This is a genomic window from Mycobacterium sp. IDUB_37 (assembly GCF_055419245.1).
Window position 1 is genome coordinate 283,780 of record NZ_JBVAXG010000005.1, and the last position, 16,186, is coordinate 299,965.

Annotated in this window: 18 protein-coding genes; 6 read left to right on the plus strand and 12 right to left on the minus strand. The window is 65.4% G+C overall.

From position 1 onward, the window contains the following. The first annotated feature begins 145 nt into the window (after window positions 1–145). Window positions 146–1,552 carry a DUF349 domain-containing protein gene (locus ACZY1I_RS19120; RefSeq protein ID WP_463756031.1) on the plus strand — a complete coding sequence of 469 codons (1,407 nt, stop codon included), beginning with the start codon at window positions 146–148 and terminating at the stop codon, window positions 1,550–1,552. On the opposite strand, the gene ACZY1I_RS19125 is transcribed toward ACZY1I_RS19120, so the two are convergent. From ACZY1I_RS19125 to recA, 5 genes are all read right to left on the minus strand, one after another. Beyond that, complete coding sequence (locus ACZY1I_RS19125) at window positions 1,549–2,196, minus strand: Rv2732c family membrane protein (RefSeq protein ID WP_463756032.1); 648 nt, start codon at window positions 2,194–2,196, stop codon at window positions 1,549–1,551. The two genes, ACZY1I_RS19120 and ACZY1I_RS19125, sit on opposite strands and share 4 nt — an antisense overlap. A gap of 10 nt (window positions 2,197–2,206) precedes the next feature. Beyond that, window positions 2,207–3,754, minus strand: a complete 1,548-nt coding sequence (gene miaB / locus ACZY1I_RS19130; protein ID WP_463756033.1) for a tRNA (N6-isopentenyl adenosine(37)-C2)-methylthiotransferase MiaB — start codon at window positions 3,752–3,754, stop codon at window positions 2,207–2,209. 111 nt (window positions 3,755–3,865) lie between these two features. Further along, window positions 3,866–4,249 (minus strand): helix-turn-helix domain-containing protein, encoded by a 384-nt coding sequence (locus tag ACZY1I_RS19135; protein ID WP_463756034.1) that lies wholly within the window; start codon window positions 4,247–4,249, stop codon window positions 3,866–3,868. Window positions 4,250–4,538: 289 nt separating this feature from the next. Next, entirely contained in the window at window positions 4,539–5,057 is a 519-nt protein-coding gene (recX, locus tag ACZY1I_RS19140) for a recombination regulator RecX (protein ID WP_463756035.1), read from the minus strand. After that, the gene (recA, locus tag ACZY1I_RS19145) at window positions 5,023–6,063 is read right to left on the minus strand and encodes a recombinase RecA (RefSeq protein ID WP_463756037.1); all 1,041 of its coding nucleotides are present in this window, start codon (window positions 6,061–6,063) and stop codon (window positions 5,023–5,025) included. The genes recX and recA overlap by 35 nt, the downstream gene beginning before the upstream one ends. Before the next feature lie 194 nt (window positions 6,064–6,257). Between recA and ACZY1I_RS19150 the strand changes: the two genes are divergently transcribed. Beyond that, window positions 6,258–6,905 (plus strand): (2Fe-2S)-binding protein, encoded by a 648-nt coding sequence (locus tag ACZY1I_RS19150; RefSeq protein ID WP_463756038.1) that lies wholly within the window; start codon window positions 6,258–6,260, stop codon window positions 6,903–6,905. A gap of 27 nt (window positions 6,906–6,932) precedes the next feature. On the opposite strand, the gene ACZY1I_RS19155 is transcribed toward ACZY1I_RS19150, so the two are convergent. Together ACZY1I_RS19155 and ACZY1I_RS19160 are read right to left on the minus strand one after the other, a co-directional pair. Then, a complete protein-coding gene (locus ACZY1I_RS19155; protein ID WP_463756039.1) occupies window positions 6,933–7,127 on the minus strand; it encodes a DUF3046 domain-containing protein in 195 nt (64 codons plus the stop codon). A gap of 22 nt (window positions 7,128–7,149) precedes the next feature. Further along, entirely contained in the window at window positions 7,150–8,316 is a 1,167-nt protein-coding gene (locus ACZY1I_RS19160) for a glycosyltransferase (protein WP_463756040.1), read from the minus strand. A 42-nt stretch (window positions 8,317–8,358) separates the two neighbouring features. Here ACZY1I_RS19160 and ACZY1I_RS19165 point away from each other — a divergent pair, with 42 nt between their 5' ends. Beyond that, window positions 8,359–8,793 carry a limonene-1,2-epoxide hydrolase family protein gene (locus ACZY1I_RS19165; RefSeq protein WP_463756041.1) on the plus strand — a complete coding sequence of 145 codons (435 nt, stop codon included), beginning with the start codon at window positions 8,359–8,361 and terminating at the stop codon, window positions 8,791–8,793. A 3-nt stretch (window positions 8,794–8,796) separates the two neighbouring features. Here the strand turns inward: ACZY1I_RS19165 and pspM are convergent, their stop codons facing one another. The 4 genes from pspM to pgsA all read right to left on the minus strand — a co-directional run bounded on the left by pspM (window position 8,797) and on the right by pgsA (window position 11,609). Continuing rightward, window positions 8,797–9,618, minus strand: a complete 822-nt coding sequence (pspM, locus tag ACZY1I_RS19170) for a phage shock envelope stress response protein PspM (protein ID WP_463756042.1) — start codon at window positions 9,616–9,618, stop codon at window positions 8,797–8,799. Between the two features lie 13 nt (window positions 9,619–9,631). Next, window positions 9,632–10,453 carry a phage shock protein PspA gene (gene pspA / locus ACZY1I_RS19175; RefSeq protein ID WP_463756043.1) on the minus strand — a complete coding sequence of 274 codons (822 nt, stop codon included), beginning with the start codon at window positions 10,451–10,453 and terminating at the stop codon, window positions 9,632–9,634. A 112-nt stretch (window positions 10,454–10,565) separates the two neighbouring features. Further along, a complete protein-coding gene (gene clgR, locus ACZY1I_RS19180; protein WP_463756044.1) occupies window positions 10,566–10,892 on the minus strand; it encodes a transcriptional regulator ClgR in 327 nt (108 codons plus the stop codon). A 114-nt stretch (window positions 10,893–11,006) separates the two neighbouring features. After that, on the minus strand, window positions 11,007–11,609 hold the full coding sequence (gene pgsA, locus ACZY1I_RS19185) for a CDP-diacylglycerol--glycerol-3-phosphate 3-phosphatidyltransferase (RefSeq protein WP_463756045.1): 603 nt from the start codon (window positions 11,607–11,609) through the stop codon (window positions 11,007–11,009). Window positions 11,610–11,667: 58 nt separating this feature from the next. Between pgsA and ACZY1I_RS19190 the strand changes: the two genes are divergently transcribed. Next, entirely contained in the window at window positions 11,668–12,192 is a 525-nt protein-coding gene (locus tag ACZY1I_RS19190) for an amino-acid N-acetyltransferase (protein ID WP_463756046.1), read from the plus strand. Between the two features lie 17 nt (window positions 12,193–12,209). On the opposite strand, the gene ACZY1I_RS19195 is transcribed toward ACZY1I_RS19190, so the two are convergent. Next, a complete protein-coding gene (locus ACZY1I_RS19195) occupies window positions 12,210–14,933 on the minus strand; it encodes a DNA translocase FtsK (protein WP_463756047.1) in 2,724 nt (907 codons plus the stop codon). Window positions 14,934–15,022: 89 nt separating this feature from the next. Here ACZY1I_RS19195 and ACZY1I_RS19200 point away from each other — a divergent pair, with 89 nt between their 5' ends. Continuing rightward, window positions 15,023–15,337: a putative quinol monooxygenase gene (locus ACZY1I_RS19200; RefSeq protein WP_463756048.1), complete on the plus strand. Its 315-nt coding sequence runs from the start codon at window positions 15,023–15,025 to the stop codon at window positions 15,335–15,337. Beyond that, the gene (locus ACZY1I_RS19205) at window positions 15,337–16,179 is read left to right on the plus strand and encodes a mycofactocin-coupled SDR family oxidoreductase (RefSeq protein ID WP_463756049.1); all 843 of its coding nucleotides are present in this window, start codon (window positions 15,337–15,339) and stop codon (window positions 16,177–16,179) included. Before ACZY1I_RS19200 ends, ACZY1I_RS19205 begins: the two co-directional genes overlap by 1 nt. Window positions 16,180–16,186: the final 7 nt, after the last annotated feature.

The window sequence follows — 16,186 nt, forward strand, 5'->3', positions numbered from 1 at the left end:
TCAATACTTGTTGGTAAATCGGGTTGGTAGACCTGCGCCGGCAAAAAGTCGCGCCAGAGCTGCCAACCGAACAGGTGCCGCTTCGCGCGGCAGCTGCGCGGGAAAGTCGACCGCGCGACTGGCATAGGGGTAGGTGACGAGCGCAATGACGGGTGACGAGTCCGGTAGCAACGACACAGCAGTACCGGGAACTGAGCCACTTCCGGGGCAACCCTCGGGGCCCGTACCGGGGCCTCGCCCGGGGCCGGTACCGGGGCCTCGCCCAGGGCCGCGACCCGGCGCCCGGGCCGTGCCGAGCAACGCCGCCCACCCATGGACACATCGGCTGACGGGCTCGCAACGCAACGATCCTCGCAAGTTCGGCCGGGTCGACGACGACGGCACGGTCTGGCTCCTCACTGCCTCCGGCGAGCGTGTCGTCGGTTCGTGGCAGGCCGGCGACGCCGCGGCGGCGTTTCAGTACTTCGGCAGACGCTTCGAAGACCTGAGCACCGAGATCACCCTTATCGAAGAGCGGCTGACCTCCGGGACCGGGGATTCGCGCAAGATCAAAGCCACAGCCGCGGCGCTGGCCGAGACCCTGGCGACGGCTTGTGTGCTGGGCGATATCGATGCACTGGCCAACCGGCTGAGCGACATTCGCGCGCGCGCCGACGTCATTGTCACCGCCGACAGGTCCAGGCGTGACGAGCACCGTGCCGCCCAGACCGCGCGCAAGGAGGCACTGGCCGCCGAGGCCGAAGAGCTGGCCAACAACTCGACGCAGTGGAAGAACGCCGGCGACCGGTTGCGGACAATCCTCGATGAGTGGAAGACGATCAGCGGCCTGGACCGCAAGGTCGACGACGCGTTGTGGAAGCGCTACTCGGCAGCCCGGGAAGCCTTCAACCGGCGACGTGGGTCGCACTTCTCCGAATTGGACCGTGAGCGGTCAGGTGTCCGCCAGTCCAAGGAGCGACTGTGCGAACGCGCCGAAGCCCTGTCGGACTCGACGGACTGGGCCGGGACCAGCGCGGAATTCCGCAAGCTGCTCACCGAGTGGAAGGCCACGGGACGGGCGAGCAAGGACGTCGACGACGCCCTGTGGCGTCGTTTCAAAGCGGCGCAGGACGTGTTTTTCAGCGCCCGCAATGCCATCACCGCCGAGAAGGATGCCGAACAGCGGGCCAATGCCTCGGCCAAGGAGGCGTTGCTGGCTGAAGCGGAAAAGGTCGATACCAGCAATCATGACGCTGCCCGAGCGGCGCTACGAACCATCGCCGACAAGTGGGACGCCATCGGCAAGGTTCCGCGAGAGCGGTCCGCCGACCTGGAGCGACGGTTGCGGGCAATCGAGAAGAAGGTCCGCGACGCCGGGGAAACGGACTGGTCGGACCCACAGGCGCAGGCACGCGCTGAGCAGTTCCGTAGCCGCGCCGAACAGTTCGAACAGCAGGCCGCCAAAGCCGCCGCGGCCGGCAAGACGAAGGACGCCGAAAAGGCCAGAGCGAGCGCCGAACAGTGGCGGCAGTGGGCCGATGCGGCTGCCGCAGCGCTGACCCGTAGGTCTTAGGGGTTCTCTCGATCGTCGGCGGTCAGCGGTTCGGGGCCGCCGAGCTCGTCGGGGTTGTTCTGCACGCTGTCCAGCAGGGTCTTCGACTGGTCCTGTGCGACGATGCGACGGCGCTGCTCCTCGGCGGCCAGTTGCACGATGGTGCGCTGCCACACCACCCGGGCCCAATGGAATGACAACAGAATGATCGAAATCCATGCGATGAACAGTCCTATGCCCGGACCGGGGTAACCCTTCGGGACGGTCTGGCGCGACCACACGGCCAACAGCCCGGTGCCGCTGGCCAGTGCGCATCCAGCCAGCGCAATCCAGGCCACCGCCCAGCGCCGGGTCATCAAAGCCAGCATGGAGAAGCCGACGCCGAATACCAGCGCGAGCCAGGAGAACACCCGCAGGGGCAACTCGACCCCAACTGCTGCAGCACCGCGGCCGCCGAACAGTACGTCCCAACCCCGCACGCCGCCGGTATGCGGCAACAGAAACGATCCCAGCAGGACGAACACCAGGATCGCGACCACCAGAGCCCTTGCCCCAGGCTCGATCTCACGTGCTACGCGACGTTCCGCCGCCTCGAGTTCGGCGCGGTAGGCGTCGAAATCCGCGGCGTCCGTCGCCCCGTTTCCGCCCTTGTTGCTTCTCGCCATTTTCGTGCCCCTATCCGCTCGAGCCACCGCAGCCGGCCGGCTGGGCGGCGGCGGCGGACTGCCCGACGCCGGGCATGCCCAGACCGACACCGCGTGGCCGCTGGCCAGAAGCGTGCGCCTCACCGGCACGGGTGCGACGGTGGGTCAGGATGCCGGCGTCGGCAATGAGATGGTGTGGCGCGGCGTCGGTCACTTCGGCGGTGACGATGTCGCCCGGACGTACTTCCAGATCACCTGCCGCAAAGTGGACCAGCCTGCCGTCGCGCGCCCGGCCGGTCATCCGGGAAGTACGGGCGTCCTTCCGGCCTTCGCCGGTGGCGACCAGCAACTCGACATTCTGACCGAGCAGGGCCCGGTTGTGTTCGAGCGAAATCCGCTCCTGCAACTCGATCAGGCGCTCGTAGCGTTCTTGCACAACGGCTTTCGACAGTTGCCCGGGAAGTTCGGCGGCCGGGGTGCCCGGGCGCTGGGAGTACTGGAAGGTGAATGCGGCCGCGAAGCGGGCCTGGGCCACCACGTCGAGGGTGGCCGCGAAGTCCTCTTCGGTTTCGCCCGGGAAGCCCACGATCAGGTCGGTGGTGATGGCGGCATGCGGCATTGCCGCCCGGACTCGTTCGATGATGCCGAGGTAGCGCTCGGCGCGGTAGGAGCGCCGCATCGCGCGCAGGATCCGATCCGAACCCGACTGCAACGGCATGTGCAGCGCGGGGCACACGTTCGGTGTCTGCGCCATGGCTTCAATGACGTCGTCGGTGAACTCGGCGGGGTGCGGCGAGGTGAAGCGGACCCGCTCCAGGCCCGGGATGTCGCCGCAGGCCCGCAACAACTCAGCGAATGCGCCTCGATTGCGCGGCAATGCCGGATCGGCAAAGGAGACGCCGTAGGCGTTGACGTTCTGTCCGAGCAGCGTGACTTCCGTGACTCCGGTGTCCACCAAGGATTGAACTTCGGCCAGGATGTCGGCTGGACTGCGGTCGACCTCTTTGCCGCGCAGCGACGGGACGATGCAGAACGTGCAGCTGTTGTTGCAGCCCACCGAGATGGAAACCCAAGCGGCATAAGCGGATTCGCGGGCAGCTGGTAGCGAGGACGGAAACTCCTGTAGCGATTCGGCGATCTCGACCTGGGCCACGTTGTTGTGCCGGGCGCGCTCGAGCAGGGTAGGCAGCGACCCGATGTTGTGGGTGCCGAAGACCACGTCGACCCAGGGCGCCTTGGTCAGCAGGCTGTCCCGGTCTTTCTGCGCCAGGCAGCCACCCACCGCGATCTGCATGTCGGGATTGGTGCGCTTGCGGGGCGCGAGGTGACTGAGGTTGCCGTAGAGCTTGTTGTCGGCGTTTTCACGGACGGCGCAGGTGTTGAAAACGACGATGTCGGCGTCGGAGCCGTCGATCGCCCGTTCGTAGCCGGCCGCTTCGAGCAGGCCCGACAGCCGTTCGGAGTCGTGGACGTTCATCTGACAGCCGTAGGTGCGAACCTGGTATGTCCGCACCGCGCCTGAGGCCGACGCGGCACCAGTTGCCACGCCTGCAGCGTCTGGCGTTACCGTCGAAGTCACTTGGCCATGGTACTGGCGACGGGGACCCGTGCGGGCCGTCGGTCAACGCAGCCGTCGGGCAGGACGGATGCTCGGACCCTGCCCAGTACTCTCCCGCGGCTGTTTCGGTGGTCAACCCCCCGTCACGGCAAGAGTGATTGACGGCAGGTTCTCCTCCCCGCAGGCGACCACGGCGGCCCGTCCGGCCACAATGCGTTCCCACTCGGACACGACATCGGACCGCACATCGATCTCGATGCCGCCGGACTTGATCGCCTTGTCGATGAGCGCCTCGACCTGTGAGTCAAATTGATCGGTCAACGCCTCCACGGTGCTGAGCAGACCCGGCGGGCATGCAGCCCTGCCAGTCTCGATGCGCTGGTAGTCGCGACGGTCTTTACACAGCAAGTCGGCCATCGAACGCTGAGACATGCCCAGATACAGCCGGTAGGAGCGGATCAGCTCACCCAGCCCTTCGGTGTAGGTGAACGGCTTGACGTTTGTCGCGGTGGTCATCCCTTGTCCTTCGATCATGTTGGCCCGCACCAGCTGGAATGGCGGCCATGGGCGGTGGATTCTTTACCTGGCGATCGCAAGGCCGGCGAAGCCGGGCGCAGCGGGTCGCCAGCATCAGGACCAGTGGCGATCGCAAGGCCGGCGAAGCCGGGCGCAGCGGGTCGCCAGCATCAGGACCAGTGGCGATCGCAAGGCCAGCGAAGCCGGGCGCAGCGGGCCGCCACTAAGTAGAACCAGCGACGACCGCCAGGCCGGCAAGAGCCGACCCAGCGGATCGTCGCCAGCCGACCTAGACCCGCCGGCGCTCCCGTTCGGCAGCGAGTTCGGCGAAGACCACCTCGCAAGCCAACGTCTGGCTGTACCCGCGACGAGCCAACATCGCGACCAACCTGCGAGTCAGCCGCGTGTCGTCCTCACTGAGCACTTCCCGTCGAAGCCTGGTGCGCACCAACTGCTCGGCCCGCTCCCGCTCAGCGCCGGCATCGATCTCAGCCAGCACCGTGGTGATCACCTCGTCGTCGACGCCCTTGGTGTGCAACTCAGCAGCCAGCGTGCGCTTGCTCTTTCCAGACTTGGCCCGCCTTGACTGCACCCACTGCTCGGCGAACTCGGTGTCATCCACCAGTCCGACATCACCCAGCCGATCCAAGACCCGTTCGCTGACGTCCTTTGGGTATCCCCGTTTGGCCAGCTGACCGGCTAACTCGGCCCTGGTCCGAGCTCGCGCGGTGAGCAGGCGCAGGCATAGTGCCCGCGCCTGCTCTTCGCGACGCTCAGAAGTCGACGGGGGCGGGCAGGACGCTGTCATCGGTAACCACTGCACCAATGCCGAGCTTTTCCTTGATCTTCTTCTCGATCTCGTTGCCCACTTCAGGGTTCTCCAACAAGAACTTACGAGCATTTTCCTTGCCCTGGCCGAGTTGTTCGCCCTCATAGGTGAACCAGGCACCGGACTTGCGGATAAAGCCCTGATCCACACCCATGTCGATCAGCGAGCCTTCCCTGCTGATGCCACGGCCGTAGAGGATGTCGAACTCGGCCTGTTTGAACGGCGGCGACACCTTGTTCTTGACGACCTTGACCCGGGTGCGGTTGCCGACCGCATTGGTGCCGTCCTTAAGCGTCTCGATCCGACGCACGTCGAGGCGCACCGACGCGTAGAACTTCAGCGCCTTTCCACCCGTCGTCGTCTCGGGGGAACCGAACATCACACCGATCTTGTCGCGCAGCTGGTTGATGAAGATCGCCGTTGTTCCCGAATTATTCAGTGCACCAGTCATTTTCCGCAGCGCCTGACTCATCAGCCGGGCCTGCAGACCGACGTGGCTGTCCCCCATCTCGCCTTCGAGTTCAGCGCGCGGCACCAGGGCCGCCACCGAGTCGATGACCACGATGTCGAGAGCACCCGAACGGATCAGCATGTCGGCGATCTCGAGTGCCTGTTCCCCTGTGTCCGGTTGGCTGACAAGCAGCGAATCGGTGTCGACACCAAGCTTTTGGGCATAGTCCGGATCCAGCGCGTGCTCGGCATCGATGAACGCCGCGACGCCGCCGGCGGCCTGCGCGTTTGCCACCGCGTGCAGTGCGACGGTGGTTTTACCCGAGGACTCCGGACCGTAGATCTCGACGACCCGGCCACGGGGCAGTCCGCCGATGCCCAGTGCGACGTCCAGCGCAATGGACCCGGTCGGGATAACTGAAATCGGTTGGCGCACCTCGTCGCCGAGGCGCATCACCGAGCCTTTGCCATAACTCTTCTCGATCTGGGCCATTGCCAGTTCGAGAGCTTTCTCGCGGTCAGGGGCTTGAGCCATGGTGCCTCTCCTGTTAGTCGGTGTTCGTTGACCGGTATTGGTCGGTTGTCCGTGACACTAAGCGGGGGGTCCGACAAGTTGAGATCTCCGAATGCTCACCACAGTAGCCGAACACCTGTTCGATTCAAGGTGACACGCCGCGTGTGGCAGCATGTCCAGATTGGGGAGCCTCAATATCGGCTGACGGAAAGCATATGAATATCTCCGCGGAGCTTGCCCAAGTTGCTTCCTATGGCGGTTTTTTCGCCCTCTCCATAGGCGGGGAACCCGATGGCTGGCATCCCGTAAAACGTTCTTACGCAGACGGATTCGCCGATCTCGCCGAGGACACCACGAACCGGTACGGCAGCACCGAGGTGCGCATCGGCGCTTCCCTGGTGCACCTCGGCCATGCCGCCCGGCTGTGGTCTCCCGTACTCGCCTGCGTGCTGGCCCACGGCGTTATCCCGGACCTGACCGCCCTGCAGCGTGCGGATAACAGTGCACAGTTACGACTCCCCGAAGCTGTCGGAGAGCCCGCCGTACCCTCCCCCGACCTGCTGTACCGCGTCGTCGTGCAGGACCACATGGAACAGTTCGCCGCTGGTCTGCACGGCAAGCTGGCCCGCGGTCTGCTGGACGGAAACATCGCGTCTGCACTCGTGGGGACGTCGCGAATGCTGCTTTCGGCGCGGCCCGATCTGCGACCACAGATCACGCGAGTCACGACAGCCCTGCTCGACATCGGCGGGTTGGCCGGAACCGGCGAGATCATCAACACCGACCTCGGATTCAGGAGAAACAGCTGCTGCCTGTTCTACCGCCTGCCCAATGGGGGCAAGTGCGGCGACTGCGGGCTCTAGCCGGGCCGAAGCTGCAGCGCAACCAACTCACCATTGATCGCGGGGCACGTCGAAGTCCGCGCACAATGCCCGCCATACATCACGCGGGTCGATGCCGGCTTCGATCGCCTGCGCGGCGGTCCGACCATTGAACCCGCTCAGCACGTGGTCTACCAGCACCGATGCCCCATACGCCGCACCGAACCGCAGGGTTACCCGCTCGTTGAACTCCGTCAGCCGCACGCCAGCCAAGATACCTACCGAATTACCCCGTCAAAGCGAGCGCTTCGTGGCATACCCGCACCGGATCGGCGACACCGTCGATGCTCGCGGCCGCACGCTGGGCAGCCGAGCGGTAATTGGGCGACGACAACACCTCAGCCACTTCGGTCACAAGTGCCTCGCCGGTCAACGGCCGGATCAGCCGTCCGCTGCCCTGCCGAACCACTCGATTGGCGATCTCCCACTGATCACCACCGCCAGGAACCACCACCAGAGGCACGCCGGCCAGCAATGTTTTGGCCACCATCCCGTGACCGCCGCCGGCGATCACCAAATCGGCCTGCGTCAACAGGCTGTCCTGACGTCCCAATCCCACCACCGCCCACGGCGGCACCGTCAGATCGTCACCACCCAGCCGGGACACCACCAACCGCGAACCCGCCGGCAGGACATCACCTGGCGTCAGGAATTCCAGCGCGAGTTTGGCCATCCCGACGGTGCCGGTCATGGCGGTGGACGGGGCGACCACCACCACCGGCCCTGTACCTGGCGCGATGTCCAACACCCGGTCGGTGGGCTCGAAATGCAACGGCCCCACCACGACGGCTTCGTCCGGCCAGTCCGGACGCGGCACCTCGAGGGCGGGCAGCGTGGCGATCAGTCGTCGTAACGGCCCAGGATCGCGTGCCGGCAGGCCGATCTCGACTCGAACTCCCGACCGCTGTTGCAACCCCGCCCGCACCGATCGCCCGGTCAGCGCCCGCATCACGGTGTCACGCAGCCTGCCCCGAAAGCCGGTGCCAGGCGCCAGGCCGCTGCCGATCGGCGGTAGGCCCCTCGACGGCAGATACAGCGGATGCGGGCACAGCTCGACCCACGGAATGCCGAGCAGTTCGGCGGCCAGGCCGCCACATGCCGTGATCACGTCGGACACCACCAGATCCGGTGCCATATCCCGCAGCGCCGGAGCATTGAGCACCGCCATCCCCGCCGCCCGTCGGTGAATCCTGGCCCCGGCGTCGGTGTCCTCGTCAGTGGCGACCAAACCGTCGAGTTCGTGGGCGTCGATGCCGACGCCTCGGGCAACATCCAGCCATTCCGCGCCGGTGAACAACGTGGGAGTGTCCCCCGCCGCCACGAACTTCTGGCACAACGCAATCGCCGGAAACGAGTGCCCGGGATCCGGCCCGGCGACCACGGCGACGCGCATCGGCCTACCCTGCCACAACCGCGCTCGCCTAGGCTGGCGAGCATGACTGAGCTGACTCAGACAACAACCAGTGACAACATCCGCACTGTCGAGGGATTCTTGTACGCGCTGCAAGGCGAGGATTTCGAGACGGCGGACGCAGCATTAGCTGACGACCTGCTCTACGAGAACGTCGGATATTCGAAGATCCGCGGTGGTCGTAAGGTCGCCAAGCTGTTTCGCAAGATGGAAGGCCGGATCGGCTTCGAGGTCAAGTTCCATCGCGTGGCCGCGGACGGAACGGCTGTGCTCACCGAGCGCACCGACGCGCTGATCCTCGGACCGGTGCGGCTCCAGTTCTGGGTGTGCGGGATCTTCGAGGTGCGGGATGGCCAGATCACGCTGTGGCGGGACTATTTCGACACCCTCGACTTTTTCAAGGCGATCGCTCGCGGGCTGGCCGGGGCGATCATCCCGTCCCTGCGGCCGACGCTGTAGCTGCTAGGCCCTGCGCAGCCCACCGAGTTCGTCGAACGCCTGCGCCCAACCGAGCAATCGATCCGTCGCGCCGACGAGTTCATCGCGGTAGCGCTGCTGCGACAGCAGGGCAACCCCACCCGCAACCTCGCCGTTTGCCGACGAGACCAGATGCGCCGCGGCGGTCACCATTTCGTTGTACTGCCGGACCCCGGCACCTAGCTGGGCCGTGTAGGCGTTGATGGTCGGCACCAGAAACTCGCGCGACGCCACCGTGTTGTGCGCGGCCCGTTCCATCGACACCACTTCGGCGGCGGTCGTCGCCATTGCCGCTGACGTCCGCTTGGCCGCCTCGCTCAGGTCAGCGATCTCGTCGGTCGGCAACATGGCACCCCGCTCGATCACGCCCAGCAAGGAGAAAAAGCCCCGCTCTGAGGCACCCAACGCGTACATCGCTGGTCGGGCGGCTGAACCGGGCGGCGGCAGTCGCCGGACGCTGGCAGGCCGTTCGGCCGGCAGCGGCTCGGATTTGAGCCAGTAATACCGAAAGAACAGCAGGGTGGCCGGGATGACCATCACCACCGCGACGGCGCCGGTGATCTGCAGGAGCAACGCGAACCAGCCCCAGGCTGCGAGCACCGCTGTCACCAAACCCCAGAAAACCACCCCGGCGGTGAAAATCCAGGCCCAGCGCAGGGCGCGCCGGCGGCGGCGCAGTTGACGCGCGCGAGGGTCGCTCGCGGCGCTGATCTTTCGTGCCAGGAAGTCGCTCACGTCGGCGGCGGTGTCGAATCCGTGCTGCAGCAGTCCACGCCACAATCCGCGCTGATTCGACTTCGCCGTCATCCGCTCGCCTTAACTACTGACCGAAGGGCTTCTCGGGGATGGCGCTACCCCGTTGGGGCGCGGGGTTCGCCGGGTTGATTCCGGGCGTCGCCGCACCTCCGGCCGGAAGAGCATCACCGCGCATGGACGCCCGGATCTGCTCCAGCCGAGAGTGCCCTGCCATCTGCACACCGGCTTGTTCGACCTCGAGCATGCGGCCCTGCACCGAGTTCTCCGCGAGCTCGGCCGAGCCGATCGCGTTGGCGTAGCGCCGCTCGATCTTGTCGCGCACCTCGTCCAAGCTGGGAGTGTTGCCGGGGGCAGCCAGCTCGGTCATCGACCGCAGCGAGGCGCTGACCTGCTCCTGCATCTTGGCCTGCTCGAGTTGGCTGAGCAGCTTGGTGCGCTCGGCGATCTTCTGCTGAAGCACCATCGCATTGCGTTCGACGGCCTTCTTCGCCTGCGACGCCGCCTGCAGCGCCTGATCGTGCAACGTCTTGAGGTCTTCGACGCTCTGTTCGCCGGTCACCAACTGAGCGGCGAAAGCCTCGGCGGCGTTGTTGTACTCGGTCGCCTTGGCGGCATCCCCGTTGGCAACGGCCTGGTCGGCCAGGGTCAAAGCCTGACGCACATTGACCTGCAGCTTCTCAATGTCGGCCAACTGCCGGTTGAGACGCATCTCCAGCTGGCGCTGGTTGCCGATTACCTGGGCCGCCTGCTGAGTCAGCGCCTGATGGGTGCGCTGAGCTTCCTCGATGGCCTGCTGAATCTGGACTTTGGGGTCGGCGTGCTCGTCAATCTTGGAATTGAACAGCGCCATCATGTACTTCCACGCCTTGACGAACGGATTGGCCATCAGTGAGCTCCGCCTTCGCTTCTTGTCTGCCGGTTGGGCCGCAACGCTACCCTTGGCCCTCAATTTAGTGGGTCAGCGCGCTTATCCCCACCCAAGGTCCCCCGTCCAGAAATCAAGCCACCGCCAGCGAGGCGACCGGAGGAATGACGACCTTCGTGCTCACATCGATGTTGGCACGACTCGCGGCGCCGCGGGTGACCCGCTCCTCGGTGGCCATCCGCTCACCGGCGTCGATCAGCACCTGCGACAACGGGACCCGTAGGGCGTCACAAATCGCGTTGAGCAACTCGCTCGAGGGCTCCTTGCGGCCGCGCTCTACCTCCGACAGATAACCCAGGCTCACTCGCGCGGAATCGGACACCTCGCGCAGCGTCCGTCCCTGCGTTGTCCGCGCCCCCCGCAGCACGTCGCCAATGACTTCGCGTACCAATGACGCCATCGTGCTCTCCTTTGACCGTCACCATCAACAACGCCCGTAAACGCGGGCGCACCCCCCAGAAAAAGCATGGGACGTTAGGTGAACGCAGGCAGTGGCGGCGATGGTTCCCGACAATCAGGATTTGGCCGCGCGCTTGGTCCGACGGATTTCCCGCACGGTTGAGGCGACGTAGTCGATGCCGGTAAGCACGGTGAGCACGATCGCGAGGCCCATCACCCACTGGGCTGCGGTGTGCAGCAATCCGGACAGCGGCAACACCAAGAGCCCGATCGCCACCGCCTGGACCAGAGTTTTGAGCTTGCCGCCCCAACTGGCGGGAATCACGCCGCGGCGTATCACTGCCAGTCGCAGCACCGTTATCGCCAGCTCGCGGGCCATGATCAGGATGGTGATCCACCAGGGCAAGTCATGCAGCATCGACAGGCCGATCAGCGCCGCGCCGATCAGGGTCTTGTCGGCGATCGGATCGACAAAGGCGCCGAACTCGGTCGCCATGCCGTAATTGCGCGCCAGCTGACCATCGAAGCGATCGGTGATGCACGCGACGGCAAATATCGCCCACGCCACAAATCGGGCAGTGGTGTGATGACCGTCGCCATAGAAAAGCGCGATCAAGAAAATCGGGACCAATACCAGCCGCAACAAGGTCAGGACATTGGCCAAGTTCGCGATACTGGCAGGACTTGCTGCCTCACCGGTTTCCGGCTGTCCCGACACGGCAACAGAATAGCGGCTGACCAGCTCACGTAGTCCGCCGCGTCGATAGTGTTTCCCCGTGACCGAAAGTCCACGAGATCACCGACTGGTGGTTAGGCGCGCACGAACGTCTGACGTCCCTGCGATTAAACAGCTCGTCGACACCTATGCGGGGAAGATTCTGCTGGAGAAGAACCTCGTAACGCTCTACGAAGCTGTGCAGGAATTCTGGGTTGCCGAACACCCGGAGATCGAAGGCAAAGTCATCGGTTGCGGTGCTTTGCACGTGTTGTGGTCCGATCTCGGCGAAGTCCGCACCGTCGCGGTCGATCCGACCGTGACCGGCCACGGCATCGGCCACGCGATCGTCAACCGACTGCTCGAGGTGGCCCGTGAACTGCAGCTCGAGCGCCTTTTCGTGCTGACGTTCGAGACCGAATTCTTCGGCCGGCACGGCTTCACCGAGATCGAGGGCACTCCGGTCACAGCCGAGGTATTCGAGGAGATGTGCCGCTCGTACGACATCGGTGTCGCCGAGTTCCTGGACCTGAGTTACGTCAAACCCAACATCCTGGGCAACTCCCGGATGCTGCTGGTTCTCTAACGAACCAGCAGTCGCCGTTACTCGTCGTCCGCGTCAGACCCGTCGGCGGACGCGCCACCCCGGATCAGCGCTAGCGTTCCAGCCAGTTCGTCGGGTTTGACCAACACCTCGCGGGCCTTGGATCCTTCGCTGGGCCCGACGATGCTGCGGGTCTCCATCAGATCCATCAAGCGACCGGCTTTGGCGAATCCCACCCGCAGCTTCCGTTGCAACATCGAGGTCGAACCGAACTGGCTGGAAACGACGAGTTCCACGGCCTGCAGCAAGACGTCCATGTCGTCCCCGATGTCCGGATCGACATCGGTGCGCTCGCCGGTGGGCTTGGCGGCCGTGACTCCCTCGGTGTATTCGGGTTCGGCCTGATCCTTACACGCGGCGACGACCGCTTGAATCTCCTCGTCACTGATGTAGGCGCCCTGCAGCCGGATCGGCTTGCCGGCTCCCATCGGCAGGAACAGGCCGTCGCCCATGCCGATCAGCTTTTCCGCGCCCGCCTGGTCCAGAATCACGCGGCTGTCCGTCAGCGACGAGGTCGCGAACGACAGCCGCGACGGCACGTTGGTCTTGATCAGGCCCGTGACGACGTCGACGGACGGACGCTGCGTGGCGAGAACCAGGTGAATGCCGGCGGCACGGGCCTTCTGTGTGATCCGCACGATGGCGTCCTCGACGTCCCTGGGCGCGGTCATCATCAGGTCGGCCAGCTCGTCGACGATCGCCAGAATGTACGGGTACGGCCGGTACTCCCGCTTGCTGCCCAGCGGCGCCGTGATCTCACCGGATCGCACCTTCGCGTTGAAGTCGTCAATGTGGCGCACCCGAGAGGCCTGCATGTCCTGGTAACGCTGCTCCATCTCTTCCACCAGCCATGCCAGCGCGGCCGCGGCCTTCTTCGGCTGGGTGACGATCGGTGTGATCAGGTGCGGAATGCCTTCGTAAGGAGTCAGTTCCACCATCTTCGGGTCGATCAGGATCATCCTGACTTCTTCCGGGGTGGCCCGGGTCAGCAGCGATACCAGCATCGAGTTGACGAAGCTGGACTTGCCCGAGCCGGTGGAGCCGGCGACCAGCAGGTGCGGCATCTTGGCCAGGTTGGCCGAGATGAAGTCACCCTCGATGTCCTTGCCCAACCCGATCACCAGCGGGTGGTGGTCGCGACGGGTCGACGGCGCAGTGAGCACGTCGGCCAGTCGAACCATTTCCCGGTCGATATTGGGCACCTCGATGCCGACGGCGGACTTTCCCGGTATCGGTGCCAACATCCGCACACTCTCGGTGGCCACCGCGTAGGCGATGTTCTTCTGCAGCGCAGTGATCTTCTCCACCTTGACTCCGGGGCCCAGTTCGACCTCGTAGCGGGTGACGGTCGGCCCGCGGGTGCAACCGGTAACGGCGGCGTCGACCTTGAACTGGTTGAGCACGTCGCTGATGGCGTCCGACATTTGGGTATTGGCGGCACTGCGCTTCTTAGGCGGCTCGCCGGCAACCAGCAGTTCCATCGACGGCAGCGCGTAGGGGCCTTCCACGATCCGGTCCATGACCGGGGGCTCTACCTTCTGCGCCTTCTCGGCTTTCGCCGGGCGCTTCCGCGCGCGTGGCTCCGGAACGGTCGGCGCGTCATCGTCGACGAGGCTGTCGACCGACGCGGCTTCCTGAGCCGAGGGCCAGGCCCGCGGCGCGGCCTCGGGAGCCGGTGCGGCCTCGTCGTAATACCCGGCGGAAAAGTCCTCGCGAGCGATGTCCACGGTGTCGGCGTCGTTTCCGGGGAAGTCGGAATCCCGTTCGTCGTAGGCGTCGTACCCGTCTTCGTCGTCTTCGTCGTAGTACTCGCGGTGGAACAGTCGAGTGCCGAACATGCTGCGCATTGCGTCCGGCACCTCGCGAACGGTGATGCCCATCAGCAGTAGCAGCCCGAACAGGCCGCAGATAAACAGCAGCGGCGCCGCGATCCACGCGGTCAACCCGTCCGACAGGGGCCCGCCGATGGCGAAGCCGATGAATCCGGCTGCGAGGCGGCGCGACTCCGGCGTTTCCGGCGACCCGGCCCACAGGTGGCGCAGGCCGAGGAACGACAGCGCTATCAGGCTGGCGCCAAGAATCAGGCGTGGCCGCACGTCGGGGTTGGGTTCAGTCCGCATCAGCACGATCGCAGCGCCTGCGGCCAGCAGCGGAAGCAGGACGACCGCCGAGCCGACGAACGTGCGCAGCCCGGCGTCCACCCAGGCACCGACTGGGCGTGCGGCGTTGAACCATGAGCTGGCAGCGATGATCACTGCGACTCCCAGCAGTGCCAGCGCGATCCCATCCCGGCGATGTCCGGGTTCGATGTTGCGGGCTTGGCCGATTGAGCGCGCCACACTGCCCGTTCCCTTGGCCGTCACCATCCAGGTCTTTCGCACCGCGCGGCCGCAGGAAACTCCGGCCAGCACCAACACTGACTTATTGCGCCGCTTGGCGGGCCTACTCACCCGCTTCGCCGGCTTACTCGGACGCTTCTTGGGTGCCCGGGTAGGCGTAGCCCCTCGTCCGGTCGTTCGCGCGGCAGGTCGCCCACCTCGGGCGTCAGCGGCCGGAGTGGCCTTTGACCTGCTCGTTCGGGTTCCGGAGCGGGCGACGGTCTTACTAGCCATGCTCACAAGCGTAGTCGCAACAACATCATCTGCACCACCCGCCACACTGGTAACGGACGCTTCTCCGGGACGTAGTCTCCTCGTTATCGACAACCGTGAGTAGGGTGGCAAAAAGTGACCGAATTCACGCCGGGTCACACTCGCCAAAACCCGCCTAATACCCACCCCCGCCCCGATTCTCACGATTGTCAGGAGCCCACATGCCCGTCGTCGTCGTCGCCACGTTGACCGTCAAGCCCGAATCGGTCGATGCCGTTCGCGACATCCTCACCACCGCCGTCGAAGAGGTGCACACCGAGCCCGGGTGCCAGCTGTACTCGCTGCATCAAAGCGGCGAGACCTTTGTGTTTGTGGAGCAGTGGGCCGACCAGGATGCACTCAACACTCATGGCACCGCGCCCGCGATCGGCAAGCTGTTCGCCGCCGCCGGTGAGCACCTGGCCGGGGCCCCCGACATCAAGTTCCTTCAGCCAATTCCGGCCGGCGACGCAGACAAAGGGCAAATCCGCGCCTGATGAACCAGGCACCGGAGGGTCCGGCGAACGGACCACTGCACGGACGGGTGGCCTTCATAACCGGTGCCGCACGGGGGCAGGGCCGAGCCCATGCGGTTCGAATGGCCGCCGACGGTGCCGACATCATCGCGGTGGATCTATGCGGCCAGATCGCCAGCGTGCCCTACCCGTTGGGCAGCTCTGACGACCTGGCGACCACCGCCAAGCTCGTCGAGGATGCCGGCGCCCGCATCGTGGCGCGACAGGCCGACGTGCGCGACCGGGCCGCGCTGGACGCCGCACTGCAGGCGGGTCTCGACGAGTTCGGCCGACTCGACATCGTGGTCGCCAATGCCGGTATCGCGCCCATGCAGTCCGGCGAGGACGGCTGGTACGACGTCATCGATGTCAATCTCACCGGCGTCTATCACACGATCGAAGTCGCGATACCGTCGCTGAAAAAGCAGGAAACCGGCGGGTCGATCGTGTTGATCAGTTCGTCCGCGGGGCTGGCCGGCATGTCCAGCGCCGACGCCGGCGCCATCGGCTACGCCGCTTCCAAGCATGCACTGGTCGGGCTGATGAGGGTGTACGCCAACCTGCTTGCACCACACAGTATCCGGGTCAACTCGATCCACCCGAGTGGTGTAGCCACGCCGATGATCAACAACGAGTTCACGCTGAAATGGTTGACGGAGCTCGCCGCAGCCGGTGCTGCATCTGGCGGGGGCAACGCGCTGCCGGTGCAGATTATGCAGGCTGAGGACATCGCCAACGCGGTAGCGTGGCTGGTATCCGACCAGGCCCGTTACATCACCGGCATTACTATGCCGGTGGACGCCGGCTGCGTGAACAAACGATAGGCAGCGT